The organism is Roseovarius sp. 10, assembly GCF_033100315.1.
In the GTDB taxonomy this organism is placed as follows: Bacteria; Pseudomonadota; Alphaproteobacteria; order Rhodobacterales; family Rhodobacteraceae; genus M30B80.
Genome location: NZ_JAWLVH010000003.1, coordinates 26,141 through 46,334, shown reverse-complemented (window position 1 = coordinate 46,334; position 20,194 = coordinate 26,141). Strand labels below are relative to the sequence as shown.

Here is a 20,194-nt window from a genome sequence, read left to right as displayed (position 1 = left end):
GGGTTCAATCAGCCGCGCGCAAGGGCGCGGTCACAAAGTGATGATCAATGCGGGCTCACTGCGGCTGCGGCTCGGGGGGTGCGGCGGGGGTGCGAATGCCCGCACGGCGCAGACGCTCAAGTTCGGCATAACGATCCAAGGAAATCGGGCGATAGGCGCGGTAATAGACATTCACGCCAAAGACCCGCTCCAAGAGCCGCCCATCATTGTCACGGCGGAAGGCCAAATCTTCCGCAGCCAATTGGTCGCGGATACCCTCTTCAATACCAAAGCGTGTCGCATGGGCCAAAAGGCTGTTGGTTACACCACCGGCGCGCGCTGCATTTCCGCCAAGCGCGGCAATCGCATCTGCCTCAGGGGTTGGGTCGGTGCGGTTTGTGCCACCGGGTGTTGGTTCAGGCAGCGCCGCCAAATCCGTTGGGATTTCAATGGGGCGTGTTGGCAAAATGGCAAATTCATCTGGGCCAGATTGGTTGGCGCGTAAATTCATCAAAGATGGGTCGCCTTGTGAACAGGCGGCAAGGCCCATCAGGGCGCATAAGGTCAGGAGAATATGCGGTTTGCGGCTCATAAAATCCTCCATGGCACAAAGCACCACGTCATGCCAAGGTTTCTCTCACACCTTGGGCTTTTCGTCATTCGAAAACAAGAGCAACCCGAACACACCCGCAAATATACCGATATCTGCGATATTAAACGTATAGGGGTTATTGATCCCGCAGCAGGACATGTTCAGGAAATCCACAACCGCCCCGTGATAGAGGCGGTCAAACGCATTTCCCAAAGCCCCACCTGCCACTGAGCCCGCCGCAAACGCGCTGAGTTTGCTCTGGCTGTTGCGGCCCAGCTGGATCATCCACGCGGAAACCGCAAGCGCCAAAGCAATCAAACCATAACGCAGAAGGTCGGGGCTGTTGGCGAAGAGGCCAAAATTTATCCCGCGGTTCCAACCCATGATGAAATTCAGATAGGGCGGCATGACCAAGACCTGTCCGACACGATCCAGATCAAGGACCAAAAGCATGATCCACTTGCTGGCCTGATCAAGGATGATCCAAAACAGTGCGGCAATAAGTGTTAAACGGGTCATCATGGCCCCCTTAGTGACGGAAATGGCGCATTCCTGTAAAGACCATCGCAAGGCCTGCCTCATCGGCGGCAGCGATCACCTCGTCATCGCGCATGGAGCCGCCTGGTTGGATGACCGCCTTGGCCCCTGCCTCTGCAGCCGAAAGCAGACCATCGGGGAAGGGGAAGAAAGCGTCAGAGGCCAAAACTGAACCAATCGCAGGACTTTGCGCAAGACCAAGGATGTCGGCCATATCCTGCGCCTTGCGCGCGGCAATGCGCGAACTGTCGACACGGCTCATCTGGCCTGCGCCGATGCCAACAGTGGCGCCGTCTTTGACATAGACAATCGCGTTCGATTTGACGTGCTTGGCCACTTTCCATGCGAACAGCAAATCAGTGAGCTGCGCATCGGATGGTTTAAGTTTGGTCACGACTTTCAGATCGCTCAGATCAATTTGGCCATTGTCTTTGTCTTGCACCAGATACCCGCCTGAAACTTGGCGGATGGTCATTGCCGCTGCTTTTGGGTCTGCAAGCGCATCCGTGGTCAAGAGGCGCAGATTTTTCTTGGCGGCGAAAATGGCGCGCGCTTCCTCATCTGCACCGGGGGCAATAACAACCTCGGTGAAGATCTTTGTGATTTCCTCTGCAGTCGCGCCATCAAGCGGTTGGTTGAAGGCGATAATCCCCCCAAAGGCCGATGTGCGGTCGCAGTCAAAGGCCCGCAAATAGGCTTCGGTCAGGCTTGCGCCACGGGCAACGCCACAGGGATTGGCATGTTTGATAATCGCACAGGCAGGGCCGCCCTCGGGCAAGAACTCGCTGACCAATTCAAAGGCTGCGTCTGTGTCGTTGATGTTATTGTAGGATAGCTCTTTGCCTTGGTGCTGTTTCGCGGTGGCAACGCCCGCACGGCCTGTGCCATCGGTATAAAAGGCCGCCGCTTGATGTGGGTTTTCGCCGTAACGCAAAGACTGCACCAAACGCCCTGCCACAGCACGGCGGCGCGGTGCGGGATCGCCCAAAGCATTGGCCATCCAAGTGGAGACAGCCGCATCATAGGCGGCGGTGCGGGCATAGGCGGTCTGCGCCAAAGTTTGGCGGAAGCGCAGCGTGGTTTGGCCGTTTTGCGCATCCAACTCGGCCAGAAGGGCGGCATAATCTTCGGGATCAGTCACAACGCTGACAAAACCGTGGTTCTTTGCGGCAGCGCGGATCATCGCGGGCCCGCCGATGTCGATATTTTCAACGCAATCTTCGTAGCTTGCCCCTTTGGCGACAGTCGCCTCGAACGGGTAGAGATTGACCACCAATAGATCAATCGGCGCGATGTTATGCTCGGCCATGGCGGCTTGGTGATCAGGATTGTCACGCAAAGCTAGCAAGCCGCCATGAACCATCGGATGCAGGGTTTTGACGCGGCCATCCATCATTTCAGGAAATTTTGTAACCTCGGAGACATCACGCACCGCAAGACCTGCCTCGCGCAGGGCTTTGGCTGTGCCACCTGTCGACAAAAGATCAACCCCCCGTGCGGCTAAGGCCGTGGCAAACTCAATCAGACCTGTCTTGTCAGAAACAGAGATCAGGGCGCGGGAGAGGGGGGCGAGATCGGTCATGGGGTTTCCTTGGCATTTGCATCAATCACGGGGTCGCATGATGCCCCCGTGCTATTGCGCGCGCAGAAAACACCATCCGATGGCGCCCCCATAATCTGCTAGCGTGGAAAAGAGAACCACCTGTTTTGTCGCGCGTGGATTTCGATGGTCGGGATCAAAGTAAACCGAAGGGCGCAAAACAAGCTCTGCGCCTTCGCTTGGCCGCAAGACCCAAACTTGCCCATCTGGCAATAGGAACGAGGCGGCCCGTCCGCCCATGTCGCTTTGTGCTGTGATCGTGGGATGCACGTGGAAATGGAGGCTAAAGCCCAAACTGCCCCTAGGGGTTTGGGCCATGCGGGCCGCAAAAATGACACGATCTTCCTCATTGCGCGGCGCAAATGCATCTTCACCCCCAAGGCGCATCCCATCATGGGATAGGGTCAGGGCACGAATGTGGTGCAGGCCCCAATCTGCTTGCCACGCATTATGAGAAACCGCCACGCGCTCGGCGCCGTGGGTGGGTTTTGAGCTTTGAGCGACCTGTGTCGCCCCCCCAATCAAGGTTGCACCATCCAATCCCGCCGAGGAGCGACCCGCGAGACAGGCGGTGGAGTGGCTTTGTGTGGCGCGGCCCGCGCGCATCCAATCTGGCCCGAACCCCGCCCCTGTCCCGCAGGAGGTGATAAAGGCCAAGCGGTTGACGCTGAATTCCATTGTATTCGTGCTTGCATGGGCCATATCCCCTTCCCTTTTGAGGGGGGGTGGGCTTGCGTCCAATATCAGGCAAGACGCGGCGCAGCTGAGGCGAATATAGCCTGCTGCATGGCTGAAACGGGGTAGGGCTGCGGGCTTACGCCCCTCATCAGCCCGATCTTGGATTTGAGACAAAAGGGCAGGTGCGCCCCCATCGCACCCATGAAATCGAGCCAAAGCGCCGTGCGGTGGGCGCAGAACACTGACGCAATCAGAGAGGCGCGTGATGGCCTGCTGCACCGCCTGAGGGGTTGCGGCACGACCGAGAACCGCGCGCATCCAAACCAAATCCGCTAAGGCCGAAGCAAGTCTTGCAGGATTGCGGGGAAGATCGGCCTCAGGCGCAGTGCTAAGCTGAGCGGCCGCTTTCTCAAGGCACTGTATCGCTTTGGGTCGCACCCCCTCCATTCCCATGAGGCTTGAAGTCGAAAATACCCAAGCGGTTGCGCCGTGTAGTCGCGCGACAGGGTCAGGGCAGCGTGTCACCTCATGGCGAAGCCATGCCGTTTGGCGCGCCAAAAGTTTGAACATCGCCTTGCGATCAGCGGTGTTTTGTCCAGCCATTAAAAAATGCGCATGGGTCAATAGGCTGATCTGGCGCGCAGAGATGGCCTCTAATGTCCAAGCCTTGCCTTGGCGCGCAAAGGGGCGGTCATGGTCGCGGATCCAAAGGGCAAGCCACCCCTGCGCCAGATCGCGGGCGGGGCGATTGCCCAAGCTAGCAAGGTCATCAAGCCAGTCAAACCCATGCGCGGAAATCTCTGTGGCGTGCTGCCATGGGGCGTGACCTGCCAAGGCAATCAATCCGTTCGCGCCTGCGTAATTGCCCGCCAAAATCTGCTGCCCCCGCAGTGGATTGGGCAGGGAAAAAGGCGCGGGCTGCCAAATGATACCAAGGGCCTTGGGGCTGAGCAGCCATCGCAAATCCGCGATGCTGAGCCCCAAATGAACACGGCCCGCAGCCTGATGAGGTTGCGAAACGGGTAAGGCAGGCACCGATTGCGATCCCCTGATCGGGAGCGGGAGTGATGTCATTATGCGTATAATTCAAGCAGCTGGCCAAGCGTCCTGTCTTGTGTAGCGGCTTGAACCTGCGCTGTCACCGCTTTTGCAAAAGCGCCATGTAAAATCCGTCAATTCCGCCACGATCTTGCCAGTAATGCGGCAAGATACGCAGACCGCCTTCGGCACTGATCCATGCGGGATCAACCCCAAGTGCTGTGGGATCAAGTGGCAAGACGGCGAGGTTAGGGTGTCGTTTCAGCGCGGCTTTGATTTGGTTTTCACCCTCATTGGGCAAGAGCGAGCAGGTGCAAAACACCATGCGCCCGCCTGTGTCCAAAAGCGATATAGCATGATCAAGCATTTGCATTTGCAGCTTTGTCAGCGCTTCCACTTCACGGGCGGATTTGACGAAGGGCAGGTCGGGGTGCCGTCTTATTGTTCCTGTCGCCGAGCAGGGCGCATCAAGCACGATGATGGGCCAAGGGCCACTGTTGAATTCCAACGCGTCAGCCGTGACCATATCCGCCGACAGGCCCGTGCGGCGTAGATTGTCACGCACGCGGCCCATACGGTGTTTCGACAAATCAAGAGCGGTGACCTTCGCCCCTGCTGCTGCAAGCTGCATGGTCTTGCCGCCAGGTGCTGCGCATAGATCAAGCACAGGTTTCCCTGACACATCGCCTAAGAGTTTCACAGGAAGGGCGGCGGCGGCATCTTGCACCCAAAACGTACCCGCCTCATAGCCGCCTAGCGTGGATATTTGGGTTTGGCGCGGCAATCGGATGCTGCCTGTGGGCAAGGGTTCACCTGCCTCGAAGGGGGCGCTTTGGTCGCGTAAGGTGATGTCAATTGGCGCACCTGCCTCATGCGCTGCTTCAATCGCGCGGGTTGCGGTTTCGCCCCATGCCCCCCCAACCGCTTTGCGCAACCAAACGGGCAAGGTTTGTGGGGCCAGTTGCGCCCATCTTGCACGCCCTTCTTGATCAACCTTACGCAGGACAGCGTTGATCAAACCAGCCGCGCCGCCTGTTGCGCGGCCTTGTTTGGCGATGGCAACAGCCGCGTTGACCACGCCATAGGCTTCGGCTTCATCAAGCAACAATTCTGCAACCCCAAGGCGCAAAATATTTTGGGCCAATGGGTGTGGACGGCGCTCGAGATAGGCTGACAGCAAGGTGTCAATGCGGCCTGTGTGGCGCAGCACCGTTTGGGCCAAACGCTCGGCGCGGGCGCGATCCTCGGGGGCAAGACCGCGCGGTTGGTCGAGATGAGCGACCATCTGGCGGTCAAGATAAACCGCGCGCAAAATGGCCAATGCGGCCTTGCGGGGGCCTAAACCTTGGGTGTCTTGGCGACCCTCTTCGCGTGTCCGCGCCATTTTCTATCCTTGTCTCTGGGTTTCGCTGCCGTATATCACGGGGGAGACAGAGATCAATCATGCAGCCCTTTTGCTGCGCTATGAGGCCGCTATGAGTGAGACTAAGACGGACAAGCGTGACCTGCCGCCCGCTGCACAGCGGGCCTTGGCGGAGGCGGAAGCCCGCCGCGCTGAGGCGGAAGCGGTAGAATTGCCCAAGGAGCTTGGGGGGCGCGATGGCCCCGAACCCGTGCGCTATGGCGATTGGGAGAAAAAAGGCATCGCCATTGATTTTTGATGCGGGCCCTGCCGCCTAGCGCAGTGTCAGGTCAGCATAGATGCCCGCACCCTCATCAGCCGTAAATCGCAGGGTGCCCTCCCGCTCCTCCACCAATTGGCAATTATATTCTAATGGCTCTGCGCCAAAGCTGAGATTGCGGCAGAAATAGCCATTTTGCCACGCCCAATCCCCCGTAACTGGGCGTCCAAAGGCGCGGCCCGTGATGTCGCCATCAGGCTCAACCGTCAATCGAATGCCAAAACGGGTGAGTTCGCGCCCTTCGATCAAAGAAACGAACCTTGCGCGATCCGTCACGGGCGTAAAGCCTTCCGCCGCTGCGGCATCCGCCACAATCAAGACACCAAGCATTGTGCCGAGCGCCAATCTGTTCAGCATAGTCTGCTCCGTAACCAACATCTATTGCTGTGTTACGAAAGATAGAGCGGCTTAGATCACAGTCCAAGCACATCCAGCATAGAAAATTCACCTGGGCCTTGGTCTTGTGCCCAAATAGCAGCCTTGAGGGCGCCGCGCGCAAAAATGGCGCGATCCGTTGCAATATGGCGCAGGACAAGACGTTCCCCTGCCGCCGCAAAGATCACATCATGCTCGCCGACAATATCGCCGCCTCGAATGGCGGAAAAACCTATTGCGCCCGCCTCCCGCGCGCCAGTGATCCCGTCACGGCCTGCATCGCGGACATCTGCAAGGGAAACCCCGCGCCCCTCTGCGGCGGCTTCGCCGAGCATGATGGCCGTGCCAGAAGGGGCATCAACCTTGCGGTTGTGATGCGCCTCCACGATTTCAATGTCGAAATCCTCATCCAATGCAGCGGCCACCTGTTTGGTGATCTGCACGAGCAGGTTGACCCCTAGGCTCATATTGCCTGCGCGCACGACGGTGGCATGGCGAGCGGCGGCCTTGAGTTTTGCAAGCGCTGCATCATCCATGCCCGTTGTGCCAATGACATGGGCCACACGGGCTTGGGCCGCCAAAACTGAATGCGCCACCGTGGCTTCAGGCGATGTGAAGTCGATGATGGCTTTGGCTTTGGGCAAAATTTCAAGAAGGTCGTCCACGACTGGCACACCCATCTCACCGCGCCCCATGGCTGCGCCCAAATCCTGACCGATCCATGTATGGCCCGGGCGTTCGGTGACGCCGACCAAATGGGTGGCGGGGTTGGCCTCTACGGTTTCGATCAACATCCGCCCCATGCGGCCTGATGCGCCTGTAATGATGATCCCGATTGACTCGCTCATGCCATCCTCCTGTGTTCCCTTCCCTCTACCGCAAGCGATGCAAATCGGAAAGCCCGCGCTTGCGAGGCGGGCCATGATCGCCTAGATGCGAGAGAGACTTAGGAGAGTGCGGATGGCAAAAAACAAGTTCCATGAGGGGCCAGGCCCATCACAGCGCCAGTTGCGCGTGGGCGAATTGATCCGCCGCACTCTGTCCGATGTGCTGAACCGCGGCGAAGTGCATGATGCCGAGCTTAATCGCCTGTCAATCACAGTGGGCGAAGTGCGCGCGACCCCAGACCTCAAAGTGGCGCATGTTTATGTGATGCCGTTGGGCGGTGGTCAGCGCGAGGAAGCCCTGACAGCGCTGCGGCGCAACACGGGCGAATTACGCCGCGCCATCAGTCGTGAGATGACGCTGAAATATGCACCTGACCTGCGGTTTTTGATTGATGAAACCTTTGATCGCATGGACGAGACGCGCCGTATGTTTGCCGATGAAAAAGTGCGCCGCGATGTCGAGGCCCCAGATCGCGATGACGGGGAAGATTAAATCACTGCTTTTGGGCGCCTTATGTGCGCTGGGCGGAGGCGGGCCTGCAGTCCTATGGGCGGATCAGGCGCCTGTATCTTGCGCGGATTTTCGCTTTGAAGAAACGCCTTTCACCGCGTGTGAAATTGATTTGACCCGCGCTCAGATGCGGCTCTTTCTACGCGATGGTGCGGGCGAGATTTTTGGTTCCTTCCTCAATGTGGCTGACAGCTTACCTGAAAATCAGGTTTTGGCCTTTGCAATGAATGGCGGGATGTATCACCCTGATCGCCGACCTGTCGGTCTTTATGTTGAGCAAGGCCAAGAGGAGATGCGGATCATCACATCTGATGGGCCAGGTAATTTTGGCCTTCTGCCAAATGGCGTGTTCTGCCTGAATGCAGGGAAGGCCGCGGTGATTGAGGCGCGCAGCTTTGAAGCCGCGCCACCCGTTTGCGAATATGCGACACAATCTGGCCCGATGTTGGTGATTGATGGTGCGTTGCATCCCGCCTTTTTGCCCGACAGCACATCGCGATATATTCGCAACGGCGTTGGCGTTCGGATGGATGGGACATCTGTTGTGGCGGTGATTTCGGATGCGCCTGTCACATTCCACCAATTTGCCCGCGTGTTTCGGGATCATTTCGCCATCAACAACGCGCTGTTTTTGGACGGAAACGTATCCCGCTTCTATGCGCCGCAATTGGGGCGCGCGGATTTCGGTTTGCCCCTTGGGCCGATCTTAGGGGCTGTGGTTGACGCGCAAACAGGCCTAGAGTAACGCGACCCCTCTTGGATTTTGGAAGGATCACGCATGGCACGGCGCAAACGGGGACGCGACATCTCAGGCTGGTTGATTGTCGATAAACCTGCGGGGGTGAGTTCCAACTTTGTGGTGAACAAAGTGAAATGGGCGTTGGATGCGAATAAAGCGGGCCATGCAGGCACGCTTGATCCTGAAGCGACAGGCCTTTTGGCGGTGGCGATTGGCGAAGCAACCAAGACGGTGCCTTACATCACCGATGCCCTCAAAGCCTATGAGTTTGAAGTCACCTTTGGCGCGGCGACCAATACTGATGATGCCGAAGGCGAGGTGATCGCGCGCTCTGACCTGAGGCCGAGTGATGACGATATTCGTGCGGGCCTAGCCGCGTTTCGGGGGCATATCACGCAAATTCCGCCGCAATATTCAGCTGTGAAAATAGATGGTCAGCGCGCCTATGCCTTGGCGCGGGCGGGCGAAGATGTGGAACTATCCGCGCGGCCGCTTTACGTTGAGACGCTTGATCTGGTTTCGCGCAAAAACCCTGAGTCTGCTGTCTTAGAGATGGTCTGCGGCAAGGGGGGTTATGTGCGCGCGATTGCGCGCGATTTGGGTGCCGCATTGGGCTGTTATGGCCATGTTGCGTGGTTGCGCCGTCTGTGGTCGGGGCCTTTTGACTTGGACGATGCTGTGAGCTTGGAACAGGTTGAATTGGCCGCAAAAACCACGGCGCTTGATGCGGCTCTCTTGCCACTCGAATATGCGTTGGACGGTTTGCCACATGTGCGCGCAACCTCAGAAGGCGCGCAGCGCCTGCGGGTTGGAAACCCTGGGCAGGTGATGGATGCTGCACCCAATTATGGTGATCAAGCATGGGCCAGTTTTGAGGGGCGGCCTGTTGCCATTGGGCGGTATATGGGGGGCGAGCTGCATCCAAGCCGCGTGTTCAACCTGTGATCCGCCGCGTGTTCCAAAAGGGTGATGCCGCGTCAGAGGCGGTCTATTCCGATTGTGAGGCCTATCGCTATAGCCTCACGCGGATTTGGGAGGGAGACGGCCAGCGCGTGGGGTTTGTGATGCTGAACCCCTCCACCGCGACCGAGACGCAAAACGACCCCACAGTCGAGCGCTGCGAACGCCGTGCCCGCGCGCTTGGGTTTGGCAGCTTCACAGTGGTGAATATTTTCGCATGGCGCGACACAGACCCCCGCGCGATGCGGGCCGCCGCTGATCCGATTGGGCCTGCCAATGATGATGCCATTTTAGAATGCGCAACTGCGGCGCATCAGATCATCTGTGCATGGGGGGCGCATGGGGCGTTTTTGGGGCGGGGGGCGCAGGTGGCGGCATTGCTGCGCCAAGTTGAAAAACCGCTTTACCATTTGGGATTGTCGAAGGAAGGTCATCCCAAACACCCGCTCTATATTCCCTATTCGACCACGCCAATTTTGTGGAATTGATCTTGGAGGCACCGATGGACAGCGCGATTTCAGGTTTTGTGAAGGAACAAATCAAAACCAACGGAATCACGCTTTCAGTGCATCATGGCGGTCATGGTGCGCCCTTGATTTTGCTGCATGGCTATCCTCAAAACCATATGTGCTGGTCAAAAGTCGCGCCCGATTTGGCCCGCGATTTTCATGTGATCATCCCTGATTTGCGCGGCTATGGTGAGAGTGAAGTTGTCGCCGCCGATGAAGAACATCGCATGTACTCCAAGCGTGAGATGGCTTTGGATGTGGCGGGCGTGATGGATCATTTCGGCATCGAAAAGGCCCATATTGCGGGGCATGATCGCGGCGCACGCGTGGCCTATCGCTTTGCTTTGGATCATCCTGATAGGCTTGAGCGTTTGGCGATTTTGGAAATCGTTCCGACCGTTGATTTTTGGGCGGCATGGGATGCGGAATTGGCGATGAAGGCCTATCACTGGACGTTCCTTGCGCAGCCCGCCCCTTTGCCCGAGCGGATGATCGCGACAGATGGGCCGGCCTATATGGATTGGACATTGGCCTCATGGACATATACCAAAGATCTAAGCGCCTTTTCTGACGCGGCTTTGGCCGCCTATCGCGCCCAAGCGGCTGATCCTGCGCGCATTGCAGCAATGTGCAACGATTACCGCGCGGGCGCATTTTTTGATCGCGGATTGGATGCAGAAGATCGGGCGGCGGGTCGGATGATCACGGCGCCCCTCTGCTTTCTCTGGGCTGAGGCAGGCTTTCCCGCGCGCACGGGTGATCCTTTGGGGATCTGGCGGGCATGGGCGGAAAACGTGACGGGGCAGGCCGTGGCCAATACAGGCCATTTCATGCCCGAAGAACAGCCTGAGGCGGTTTTGGCCGCCTTACGGGCGCATTTTCTTTAGGACGCGCCTCCAATCGCGCGCAGATGGATATTGTCGGGATTTAGACCCGTTATCTGGCTCAGCGATAGGGCGAGATTGCCATCAAGATAGACATCTGTCCTGCCATCTATTTCACGCAGTTCAAGGCTTGGGTCAGGGTTTGTGGTCGGATCATAGAGAAGTTCAATCCGATCCTCTTGAGGGTCGAAGTCTAGGATATGTGCAGCGGTGCCTGCCTGTTGCAGCAAGGGTGCCGCGATAATTAAATCTGCGCCACTGCCCGCGAATACGGTATCGCCCGCGCCTGCGATGATGGTGTCGTCACCCTCATCGCCTGATAAATCGTCAGCGCTGCCCCCTGCGGCCTCATCAACGATCCCATCAATGCGATCATTGCCAGCGCCGCCCAGAATGAGATCATGACCTGCCCCGCCCGTGAGGCTGTCATTGCCGAGGCCCGCGAGAATGATGTCATCGCCTTCACCGCCGAGGATGTAATCATCCCCCGTTTCACCGATCAGCGCATCATTGCCTTCGCCGCCGTCAATAAAGTCATTTCCCGCGCCGCCAAGGATACCATCATCGCCGCCATCCCCAACCAACTCATCCGCACCTTCCCCGCCTTGGAGGATGTCATTGCCGTCATTTCCAAATATTGCATCATTGCCAAGGCCGCCTGTGATTGTGTCATTCCCATCGCTGCCCGTTATTGCATCGTTTGAGACGGGGCCAAGATTGTCGGCCATGTCGGCGCGCGCCTCAACGGCGGGTGCGAGGCTTTCGTCAATCAAATCGGAGAGACTTGGGTCTGGGGTATTGGCCTCTGGCAGATTAAGTGTTGGGGACGAAACTGGCCCAGTGGGCGCAGGTGGCGTGTTCGGCGCAAGCAGATCGGGGAAACGCGGCGCAATGTCGGCGATGCTCACGCCATCGGGGAGATTAAATTCAAGATCATCAACGGATAGGTCGGAGATGTCGCTGAGAAATGCAACCGGCATATCATTGACATAGAGCGTGATATTTCCAGGAAGGGTGGTGTTGTCATAGGTGACGCTCGGGGCGCTGCCCCAGTCGCCTGCTAAATTCACCACCAATTTATCGGCGCCGCGGGAGAAATCAGCGATTTCTGGAAGCTGATCGGAGCCATTGAGCGGATCAATGGACAGCGCGAATGTATCTGCACCGAAGCCACCAAACGCCACATCATCGCGATCTAAACCAATCAGGTCATCGCCCGTGCCGCCATATAGAACGTCCCGTCCCATACCGCCGAGCAAAATGTCATCACCATCCTCGCCGAGAATTTCATCGTTACCATCGCTGCCGATCAATGCGTCAGGCTGTTCGCCCCCCATGATCAAAAACCCAAGCGGGGCAGAATTTAGGGTCAGGGGTGTGATCTGCGGATTATTTTCCGCAGGCCCGTCTTCGGCCTCATCCAATTGCAGGTCAAACATACCTGCAGCGGCATAGCCCGCCGCGATCAAACTGATCAAACCCGTAAGCGCAAGCATCACCCACTCCCGCACATTATGCGATACCCTCAAACGATCACCGGATTTGCGTGATGTGGCGCGAACCTTGCCCTAATAGCAAAATCTGATGCTATGGCAGCAGCAGATGCGTGATGCCAAGCGCCGATGAACGGCGTATGGCGAGGCCCGAAGATGCCATAAATCGCCGCGGTTTTGGATGAAAATTTGCGCTCAAGGTTAACGGGCCTGGGCGGCACAGGTCAAAAAAGCCTTTTCATTTCCGCGATTCCCCCCTATGTGGCCGCAATCCATGGCGCTTGCGCTTTGGGAAAATGGCCTTGCTGGACGACATCCCGGCCTGTGCTGCAACCCTCTAATGTAAAGGAGAGCCCGATGTCGATTACTGCTGAAGAAAAGAACCGTTTGGTCAAAGAATTTGCCACCAAAGAGGGCGACACTGGTTCCCCCGAGGTGCAGATCGCGATCCTGACATCGCGCATCACTACGCTGACTGAGCATTTTAAAACTCACGCAAAAGACAACCATTCGCGCCGCGGCTTGCTTAAGCTTGTTGCTCAGCGCCGTAAGTTGCTGGATTATGTGCGTGGGAAAGACGAAGCGCGTTACCAGTCGCTCCTCGAGCGTTTGGGCATCCGCCGCTAATCTTTGCCTTTATCAGTTTGAAGCGCCCGCTGATCCCGTCAGCGGGCGTTTTTCATTTGATCATTGGATATTTCAGGCGCGATTTCTGTCTATGCTTTTCATATCGCACAATCTGCGCTATGTGGCGCGCATCTGAGACGTGACGCAACGACCCCGGCGCATGGGATGATGAAGGGGGTCGGCGGCAATGGGGCCGCCAATGAAACGGAAGACCCGAGAAGGCTTGGGAGTGCTTCCACACAGGAAATGATGATGTTCAACGAAGTGAAAAAATCGATTCAATGGGGCGAGGAAACCCTCACCCTAGAAACGGGCAAGGTTGCCCGTCAGGCAGATGGCACAGTGATCGCAACGCTCGGGGAAACCAGCGTTATGGCAAATGTGACCTTCGCCAAAGAAGCTAAGCCAGGTCAGGATTTCTTTCCGCTGACTGTGCATTACCAAGAGAAATACTACGCCGCAGGCAAGGTGCCTGGTGGCTTTTTCAAGCGCGAAGCGCGTCCTACCGAAAAAGAGACGCTGACCGCGCGCTTGATCGACCGACCCATTCGCCCCTTGTTCGTTTCGGGCTTCAAGCACGAAGTTCTCGTGATGTGTACGGTTCTCAGCCATGATTTGGTGAATGATCCTGACATCGTTGCGATGATCGCCGCTTCTGCAGCGCTGACCATTTCGGGCGTGCCTTTCATGGGGCCGATTGCAGGCTGCCGCGTTGGCTTTGAGGATGGGGAATACATCCTGAACCCGACCGTTGACGATATGCAGGGTCTGCGCAACAACCCCGACCAGCGTTTGGATTTGGTTGTGGCGGGCACCAAAGACGCCGTGATGATGGTTGAATCCGAGGCCTATGAACTGACCGAGGATGAAATGCTCGGCGCGGTCACATTTGCCCATGAGCAAATGCAGCCCGTGCTTGATCTGATCATTGATCTGGCAGAAGTTGCGGCGAATGAGCCGTTTGATTTCACCCCACCCGATTACAGCGCGCTGTATGAAAAGGTGAAATCCTTGGGTGAAGCGCAGATGCGTGACGCCTATGCGATCCTTGATAAACAAGACCGCGTTGCCGCTGTATCCGCCGCAAAAGAAGCGATCAAAGCGCAGCTTTCCGAAGAAGAATTGGCAGATGAAAACCTTGGTTCGGCACTGAAGAAGCTGGAATCTTCGGTTCTGCGTGGTTCGGTTGTGAAAGACGGCAAGCGGATTGATGGCCGTGCCTTGGATGCGGTTCGTTCGATTGTCAGCGAAACGGGTCTTCTGCCCCGCACGCATGGCTCGGCGCTGTTCACCCGTGGTGAAACTCAGGCCTTGGTTGTGACCACGCTTGGCACAGGCGATGATGAGCAATTCATCGATGCGCTGCATGGCAATTTCAAAGAAAACTTCCTGCTGCATTACAACTTCCCCCCCTATTCTGTGGGCGAGGTTGGGCGTGTTGGCTCACCAGGTCGCCGTGAAATCGGCCATGGTAAGCTGGCTTGGCGTGCGTTGCAGGCGGTTCTGCCTGCGCCAACCGATTTCCCTTACACGATCCGCGTGGTTTCTGAGATCACAGAGTCGAACGGGTCTTCCTCAATGGCTTCGGTCTGTGGCGGTTCCTTGTCGATGATGGATGCAGGCGTGCCGTTGAAAGCCCCTGTTGCGGGTGTGGCCATGGGTCTGGTCTTGGAAGAAGATGGCTCCTACGCTATTTTGACCGATATCCTTGGTGATGAAGATCACCTTGGCGACATGGATTTCAAAGTGGCAGGCACTGAAGCGGGGATCACCTCGCTGCAGATGGACATCAAGGTTGCAGGGATCACCCCTGAAATCATGAAAAAGGCGCTTGCGCAGGCGAAAGCAGGGCGGATGCATATTCTTGGCGAAATGTCCAAGGCATTGTCTTCGGCCAATGCGTTCTCGGCACATGCCCCACGCATTGAGACCATGCAAATCCCAACCGACAAGATTCGCGAAGTGATCGGGTCTGGCGGTAAAGTGATCCGCGAGATCGTGGAAACCTCGGGCGCCAAGGTTGATATCAATGATGATGGCATCATCAAGATCGCAAGTGCGAACCAAGACGCCATCAAAGCGGCCTATGATATGATCTATTCCATCGTGGCTGAGCCTGAAGAAGGCAAGGTTTACAAAGGCAAAGTTGTCAAAATCGTTGATTTCGGTGCTTTCGTGAATTTCTTCGGCAAGCGCGATGGTCTCGTTCATGTCAGCCAGATCGAAAACCGCCGTCTGAACCATCCAAGCGATGTTCTTCAGGAGGGCCAAGAGGTCTGGGTGAAGCTCTTGGGCTTTGACGACCGCGGCAAAGTGCGTTTGGCCATGAAAATGGTTGACCAAGAGACTGGCGAAGAACGCAGCGAAGAAGAAGCATCAGCGGAGTAAGCCCCGCCTGAGACTAAGAAAACCCCCGCAGCTTTGGTTGCGGGGGTTTTTACCAAGGCGTCACTGACGCAAATGTTAACCGCCCCAATGCGTGATGTTCTTGTGTCATTAGGGGCAGTTGCGGCATATTTCGGCTAATAAATTGGCCCCATAACGATGGATTTTGCTATGGATCGCAGACAGTTTCTTGCAGGCAGCGCCGCTTTTCTTGCGACCCCAGCCGTGGCACAAGATGCCGTAGGCTTTGACGAGACGATTGAGCGCCCCGAACCACAAGGCCCAAACCCGTGGGGGTTACATCCCCGGCTGATGCCGACACGGATTGTGCATAAGGCTGGCATGGTGCCAGGTCATGTGCATGTCGACCCGATTGCAAAATATCTCTACCACATTCTCGATGATGGCACCGCTATGCGCTACGGCGTGGCTGTTGGCCGTTCGGGCCTGCAATCGCCTGGGCAATATACGATCCGCCGCAAGGTTGAATGGCCGAGTTGGCAACCGACAGCCGCGATGATTGCGCGCGAACCAGATCTTTACGCAGAATTTGCAAGCGGTGTCCCCGGTGGGCCTGAAAACCCATTGGGTGCGCGCGCGCTTTATCTTTATGACGGGGATCGCGATACCTATTTGCGCATTCATGGCACGCCACAGCCTTGGTCAATCGGCACCAGCGCGTCATCGGGCTGCGTGCGTATGGTCAACGCGCATGTCATCGAGCTTTATGAAAAATTGCCGATTGGCACGGTCGTGCATCTGCATAGGCCGAATTACGCCATCACAGGCAACGGCACTGCCGCGTAAAATAAAAAGCCCCCGAGTGTCGGAGGCTTTTTTGATTAGCTTGGCTGTTTCGTGGTGCGCAGGTAAGGCAATTTCACATCAATCTCGCCAAACTTTTCACGCGCTTGATCGTCATTGAGCGAGAGCGCCACGATCACATCTTGGCCATGTTGCCAATTTGCAGGTGTTGCAATTGGCTGCCCGAAGGTGGCTTGCAACGCATCCAGAGCGCGCAAAACTTCGGCAAAATTGCGCCCAACCGACATGGGGTAGGTCATGATCAATTGCACCTTCTTGTCAGGCGAAATGATGAAGACCGAGCGCACGCTTGCACTATCTGCGGCGGTGCGACCATCGGGCAGGTAGGCCTCGGCTGGCAGCATATCAAAGGCTTTGGACACGGTCAGATCAAGGTCTGCAATGATTGGAAATTCGGCCTTGGCGGAAGCAAAGCTTTCAATGTCTGATTTCCATTTGCCATGCTCTTCCACGCTGTCCACGGAAAGGCCAATAACTTTGGTGCCGCGCTTGGCCCATTCTGCGCCAAGCTGAGAGACTGCGCCGAATTCCGTGGTGCAGACGGGTGTGAAATCTTTGGGGTGAGAGAATAAAATGGCCCATTGATCGCCAATCCAGTCATGGAATTTAAAGGTGCCATGATCGGTGGTCAGTTCAAGATTGGGGACAATGTCATTGATACGTAAGCCCATGGGGGAGGTTCCTTTTTTTGCCGTTATCCCCTCGATATAGGAAAGCTAACTCGCGCCTTACAGGCCCAATCTTTAGAATTATTCTAATTATGACATGACAAAGCGCCGCAGGTCCTAGAACGGGTTTTTCGCTCGAAAGGTCATGCCACGCCCGCCATCAGGGTGGCGCAGACGCAGGGTTTCTGCATGCAACATGAGGCGCGGAAAGTCGCGTGCAGGCCCTGTAGCATAGAACGGATCGCCCAAAATTGGATGTCCCAATTCCCGCATATGGATACGCAATTGGTGCGAGCGGCCCGTTTGGGGGAACAGCCGCATCCGTGTGCTTGTCTCGTCATGCCGCAAGACCTTCCATTCCGTCACCGCCGCGCGGCCCGTCTCGTGGCAGACTTTTTGCAAGGGGCGGTTTGGCCAATCCACAATCAGGGGCAGATCAATCACGCCCTCTTTACCGTCAACTTGGCCCCAGACCAAGGCGAGGTAGGATTTCTTCATCATCCGCTTTTCGAATTGCAGCCCCAAATGGCGCTGTGCAGCGGGGGTGCGCGCGAAGACAATCACGCCAGAGGTATCCATATCCAGCCGATGCACCAATAGGGCCTCAGGAAAGGCGGCTTGCAGGCGGGTGATCAGGCAATCCTTCAGATGCTCCCCCTTGCCTGGAACAGATAAAAGACCTGCGGGCTTATTAACGACCAGCAGTTCATGATCCTCATGGATCAATTCAAGGGGCGTGTTTGGGGGGCTGTAGACGAATTCGGTCATGGGAGGCTTAGGGATGATCGCGCGTGATCAAACGCCATGCTGACCAAATCGCGCTGCCAATGAAAAACCCACCCGCAATTATACCAATCTCCGCCATTGCGGGGCCAGATGGCAGGCCACGATACGCGACAGCACCGCCAAGCGCGGCCACACCCACCAAGGAAAAGCAGAGGCGAAACCAAAGCTCGGCACGATCTGGCCCGAATTTGCGCTTTTTGCTCATGAGTTTGGCCCCTCTATCACACATCCATCGTAACCGATGATGATTTCGCCCGAGAACGCATCTGCACAGGCCGCGCGCCAGTGATCGGCTGTGATCTCGGGGTCATCTGCGGGCACAAGGTGGTGCAGGGCCAGACGCGGCACGCCAGCAGCTTGTGCGATTTCGGCAGCATCACGCGCCTCTGTATGGGCGCGCACAATATGCGCTTTGAGTTTTGCCCCATCGCCCGTGGTGCGGGCGACCAAGCGATCCACCCCTGCCTCAAGCATGGCTTCGTGGATCAAGAGATCACATCCACGGGCGAAATCGGCCAAAGGTGGGAAATATGCGGTATCGGCTGAAAAACAGACTGACCAGTCAGGGCTGTCAAAGCGTAGCGCAAAGCAATCAAGAATGGGGGGGTGATCAACCCGCAACGCGCGCACCACTAGGCCATTTGGCAGATTTGCCACGATGCCCTCATCATATTCGGCGATCGTCACCAACCCACGCAAATCGGGGCGGCCCTCATCATCAATGCGTAGGTCAATATCGAAGGCGAGGGACGCAAGGAACCCTTCCCATACTGCGCCAATGCCTTTGGGGCCGTAAACATGGACAGGGGTGGCAAGGCCAGATGTCCAAGCGGTGTGGATCAACCCTCCTAATTCCAAAATATGGTCTGAATGAAGATGGGTGATGAAAATCAGATCAAGCGATTTGAGCGAAAGCCCTGTCTGCACAAGCCCCTTGGACACACCAAGTCCGCAATCCACAACACAGCTGCGCCCTGCAATCTCAAGCAAGCTAGAGGTGGGCATTGGGCCATTGGGGCGAATTGCAGGCCCGCCTTTTACACCCATAAGCACGACTTTGTTGGACATGAGAGCGCCCTTTCGCCTGTTCACGCCCCTGCCTAGCCAAGCAGGGCGTGAATGGAAAGCGGCCAGTTGATCAGATGCGCAGGAATGTTTGCGCGATACGCGGCAACAGGCCTTCAAATTTCAGGCGCGCATCAGTGGCAATCAGACAAATGCAATCTTCGCCCGCCTCAGCCACAGGGGTGTGGTTCATGGTTTCATCACCAATTTCGATGTCACCACGCCCGAAACGGTCGGTTTCATCACGATAGGCCCCTTGAAGCACCAAGGTCATTTCGGTTCCGCGATGTGTGTGGCGGGGCATCGCCTGGCCCGCTGGAATGAACAAAAGCCGCGCGGTGGCGTCCTTGCCTTCGCTGATAATCGCTTGCTTGCAGCCCATTCCAATCGGGCGCCATTTCACATCTGCCAAATCGCACCCAATCATATCGCGCAGCGGGGCAGGGAAAATGCCATCTTCTGGCTGAGTTTGATTTTGCGAGCTGGCCGCGTCTGATGCGGCGTTTTCATTAATAAGGCTCAGGGTTTTGGAAAGGCTGTCCTGTGCAAGGGGGGCCTCGTCCATTTCGTCTAGGATGCAGCCGCCAACCGCATCAAAGGCATGCAGCCTTGCGCGGGCGTCATCACTGAGCGAGACATGAGTGGCGACAACAAGATCGAAAGCCGCAGGCAAACTGCCTGCCGCGTAGCCGATCAAAAAGTCGTCACTGATAAGGTGTTTTACTTCGGTCATTTGGTCGCTTGGCTCATGTTATGACGCAATCTCTCTAGCGCCAACCTAATTCTCGATTTGATCGTGCCAAGGGGCAGGCCAGTTTCTGTTGCAATCTCGCCATGGCTGAGATCCCCAAAATAGGCTTTTTCGATCAAAACTCTTTGTTTCTGAGGTAGTCTTTTAAGGGCTTCGGCCAGTTTGCGGCTCTCTTGTTGGAGGGCAAGAACATCTTCTTGGTCGGGTTCTGCCTCTGGCCCCCATGGTAAATCTTCTGGCTCTGGTCGTGCATATTTGCGCAACAGGTCAATCTTGCGGTTCCGCGCAATGGTGAAAATCCATGTCGCAACCGAGGCCCGTGCGGGATCAAACAGATGTGCTTTGCGCCACAAAGTGGCCATCACATCCTGCATGCATTCTTCCGCCAGCGTCTCATCCGCGCCTGACTTGATCAAAAAGGCCTTAACGCGTGGGGCGAAATGCCGAAACAAAGCAGCGAAGGCCGCTTGATCACGATCTTGCGCAATCGCCATCACTTCGGCGATCCATTCGCAGGACTGCGCCTTGAGGGGGGGAGGGGTCAGCGGTTTTGACATCAGCGGTTCCGCATCAGCGGGGGCTGACTCATGCCGACCTTGCGCGCAATGTGCATCGCGAGGGTT

23 protein-coding genes are annotated in these 20,194 nt (G+C 56.7%); 9 read left to right on the top strand and 14 right to left on the bottom strand.

Annotated features, from left to right (window positions below; genetic code table 11):
• Positions 1-55: 55 nt before the first annotated feature.
• From RYZ18_RS10650 to RYZ18_RS10630, 5 genes are all read right to left on the bottom strand, one after another.
• Positions 56-571: a DUF3035 domain-containing protein gene (locus tag RYZ18_RS10650; protein ID WP_317656750.1), complete on the bottom strand. Its 516-nt coding sequence runs from the start codon at positions 569-571 to the stop codon at positions 56-58.
• Positions 572-616: 45 nt separating this feature from the next.
• The gene (lspA, locus tag RYZ18_RS10645; RefSeq protein WP_317656749.1) at positions 617-1,090 is read right to left on the bottom strand and encodes a signal peptidase II; all 474 of its coding nucleotides are present in this window, start codon (positions 1,088-1,090) and stop codon (positions 617-619) included.
• A 10-nt stretch (positions 1,091-1,100) separates the two neighbouring features.
• The gene (purH, locus tag RYZ18_RS10640; RefSeq protein WP_317656748.1) at positions 1,101-2,690 is read right to left on the bottom strand and encodes a bifunctional phosphoribosylaminoimidazolecarboxamide formyltransferase/IMP cyclohydrolase; all 1,590 of its coding nucleotides are present in this window, start codon (positions 2,688-2,690) and stop codon (positions 1,101-1,103) included.
• Between the two features lie 51 nt (positions 2,691-2,741).
• Positions 2,742-4,421 (bottom strand): heparinase II/III family protein, encoded by a 1,680-nt coding sequence (locus tag RYZ18_RS10635; protein ID WP_317656747.1) that lies wholly within the window; start codon positions 4,419-4,421, stop codon positions 2,742-2,744.
• 103 nt (positions 4,422-4,524) lie between these two features.
• Positions 4,525-5,808 (bottom strand): RsmB/NOP family class I SAM-dependent RNA methyltransferase, encoded by a 1,284-nt coding sequence (locus RYZ18_RS10630; protein WP_317656746.1) that lies wholly within the window; start codon positions 5,806-5,808, stop codon positions 4,525-4,527.
• A gap of 91 nt (positions 5,809-5,899) precedes the next feature.
• Here RYZ18_RS10630 and RYZ18_RS10625 point away from each other — a divergent pair, with 91 nt between their 5' ends.
• Positions 5,900-6,085 carry a DUF1674 domain-containing protein gene (locus RYZ18_RS10625; RefSeq protein ID WP_317656745.1) on the top strand — a complete coding sequence of 62 codons (186 nt, stop codon included), beginning with the start codon at positions 5,900-5,902 and terminating at the stop codon, positions 6,083-6,085.
• Between the two features lie 15 nt (positions 6,086-6,100).
• Here RYZ18_RS10625 and RYZ18_RS10620 read toward each other — a convergent pair whose 3' ends face one another.
• Positions 6,101-6,463: a dihydrodipicolinate reductase gene (locus RYZ18_RS10620; RefSeq protein WP_317656744.1), complete on the bottom strand. Its 363-nt coding sequence runs from the start codon at positions 6,461-6,463 to the stop codon at positions 6,101-6,103.
• 56 nt (positions 6,464-6,519) lie between these two features.
• The gene (gene dapB / locus RYZ18_RS10615) at positions 6,520-7,329 is read right to left on the bottom strand and encodes a 4-hydroxy-tetrahydrodipicolinate reductase (protein WP_317656743.1); all 810 of its coding nucleotides are present in this window, start codon (positions 7,327-7,329) and stop codon (positions 6,520-6,522) included.
• A 112-nt stretch (positions 7,330-7,441) separates the two neighbouring features.
• Between dapB and rbfA the strand changes: the two genes are divergently transcribed.
• The 5 genes from rbfA to RYZ18_RS10590 are packed head-to-tail and all read left to right on the top strand — an operon-like array spanning position 7,442 to position 10,974.
• Positions 7,442-7,861, top strand: coding sequence for a 30S ribosome-binding factor RbfA (rbfA, locus tag RYZ18_RS10610; protein ID WP_317656742.1), 420 nt, complete (start codon positions 7,442-7,444; stop codon positions 7,859-7,861).
• On the top strand, positions 7,845-8,624 hold the full coding sequence (locus tag RYZ18_RS10605; protein ID WP_317656741.1) for a phosphodiester glycosidase family protein: 780 nt from the start codon (positions 7,845-7,847) through the stop codon (positions 8,622-8,624). The genes rbfA and RYZ18_RS10605 overlap by 17 nt, the downstream gene beginning before the upstream one ends.
• Positions 8,625-8,657: 33 nt before the next feature.
• Positions 8,658-9,563, top strand: coding sequence for a tRNA pseudouridine(55) synthase TruB (truB, locus tag RYZ18_RS10600; RefSeq protein WP_317656740.1), 906 nt, complete (start codon positions 8,658-8,660; stop codon positions 9,561-9,563).
• Positions 9,560-10,066: a DUF1643 domain-containing protein gene (locus RYZ18_RS10595; RefSeq protein WP_317656739.1), complete on the top strand. Its 507-nt coding sequence runs from the start codon at positions 9,560-9,562 to the stop codon at positions 10,064-10,066. The genes truB and RYZ18_RS10595 overlap by 4 nt, the downstream gene beginning before the upstream one ends.
• A 14-nt stretch (positions 10,067-10,080) precedes the next feature.
• On the top strand, positions 10,081-10,974 hold the full coding sequence (locus RYZ18_RS10590) for an alpha/beta fold hydrolase (protein ID WP_317656738.1): 894 nt from the start codon (positions 10,081-10,083) through the stop codon (positions 10,972-10,974).
• Here RYZ18_RS10590 and RYZ18_RS10585 read toward each other — a convergent pair.
• On the bottom strand, positions 10,971-12,467 hold the full coding sequence (locus RYZ18_RS10585; protein WP_317656737.1) for a calcium-binding protein: 1,497 nt from the start codon (positions 12,465-12,467) through the stop codon (positions 10,971-10,973). The two genes, RYZ18_RS10590 and RYZ18_RS10585, sit on opposite strands and share 4 nt — an antisense overlap.
• A 354-nt stretch (positions 12,468-12,821) precedes the next feature.
• Between RYZ18_RS10585 and rpsO the strand changes: the two genes are divergently transcribed.
• From rpsO to RYZ18_RS10570, 3 genes are all read left to right on the top strand, one after another.
• Positions 12,822-13,091, top strand: coding sequence for a 30S ribosomal protein S15 (gene rpsO / locus RYZ18_RS10580; protein WP_317656736.1), 270 nt, complete (start codon positions 12,822-12,824; stop codon positions 13,089-13,091).
• A gap of 252 nt (positions 13,092-13,343) precedes the next feature.
• A complete protein-coding gene (pnp, locus tag RYZ18_RS10575; RefSeq protein ID WP_317656735.1) occupies positions 13,344-15,479 on the top strand; it encodes a polyribonucleotide nucleotidyltransferase in 2,136 nt (711 codons plus the stop codon).
• Between the two features lie 168 nt (positions 15,480-15,647).
• Positions 15,648-16,283: a L,D-transpeptidase gene (locus RYZ18_RS10570; RefSeq protein WP_317656734.1), complete on the top strand. Its 636-nt coding sequence runs from the start codon at positions 15,648-15,650 to the stop codon at positions 16,281-16,283.
• Positions 16,284-16,318: 35 nt separating this feature from the next.
• On the opposite strand, the gene RYZ18_RS10565 is transcribed toward RYZ18_RS10570, so the two are convergent.
• The 6 genes from RYZ18_RS10565 to RYZ18_RS10540 form a co-directional block, all read right to left on the bottom strand.
• Positions 16,319-16,972 carry a peroxiredoxin gene (locus RYZ18_RS10565; RefSeq protein WP_317656733.1) on the bottom strand — a complete coding sequence of 218 codons (654 nt, stop codon included), beginning with the start codon at positions 16,970-16,972 and terminating at the stop codon, positions 16,319-16,321.
• Positions 16,973-17,086: 114 nt separating this feature from the next.
• Positions 17,087-17,737, bottom strand: coding sequence for an RluA family pseudouridine synthase (locus tag RYZ18_RS10560; RefSeq protein ID WP_317656732.1), 651 nt, complete (start codon positions 17,735-17,737; stop codon positions 17,087-17,089).
• A 7-nt stretch (positions 17,738-17,744) separates the two neighbouring features.
• Positions 17,745-17,960, bottom strand: a complete 216-nt coding sequence (locus RYZ18_RS10555; RefSeq protein WP_317656731.1) for a hypothetical protein — start codon at positions 17,958-17,960, stop codon at positions 17,745-17,747.
• Positions 17,957-18,823, bottom strand: a complete 867-nt coding sequence (locus RYZ18_RS10550; protein ID WP_317656730.1) for an MBL fold metallo-hydrolase — start codon at positions 18,821-18,823, stop codon at positions 17,957-17,959. Before RYZ18_RS10550 ends, RYZ18_RS10555 begins: the two co-directional genes overlap by 4 nt.
• Before the next feature lie 70 nt (positions 18,824-18,893).
• Positions 18,894-19,553 carry a ChrR family anti-sigma-E factor gene (locus RYZ18_RS10545; protein ID WP_317656729.1) on the bottom strand — a complete coding sequence of 220 codons (660 nt, stop codon included), beginning with the start codon at positions 19,551-19,553 and terminating at the stop codon, positions 18,894-18,896.
• Positions 19,550-20,065: a sigma-70 family RNA polymerase sigma factor gene (locus RYZ18_RS10540; RefSeq protein ID WP_411567119.1), complete on the bottom strand. Its 516-nt coding sequence runs from the start codon at positions 20,063-20,065 to the stop codon at positions 19,550-19,552. Before RYZ18_RS10540 ends, RYZ18_RS10545 begins: the two co-directional genes overlap by 4 nt.
• Positions 20,066-20,194 lie beyond the last annotated feature (129 nt).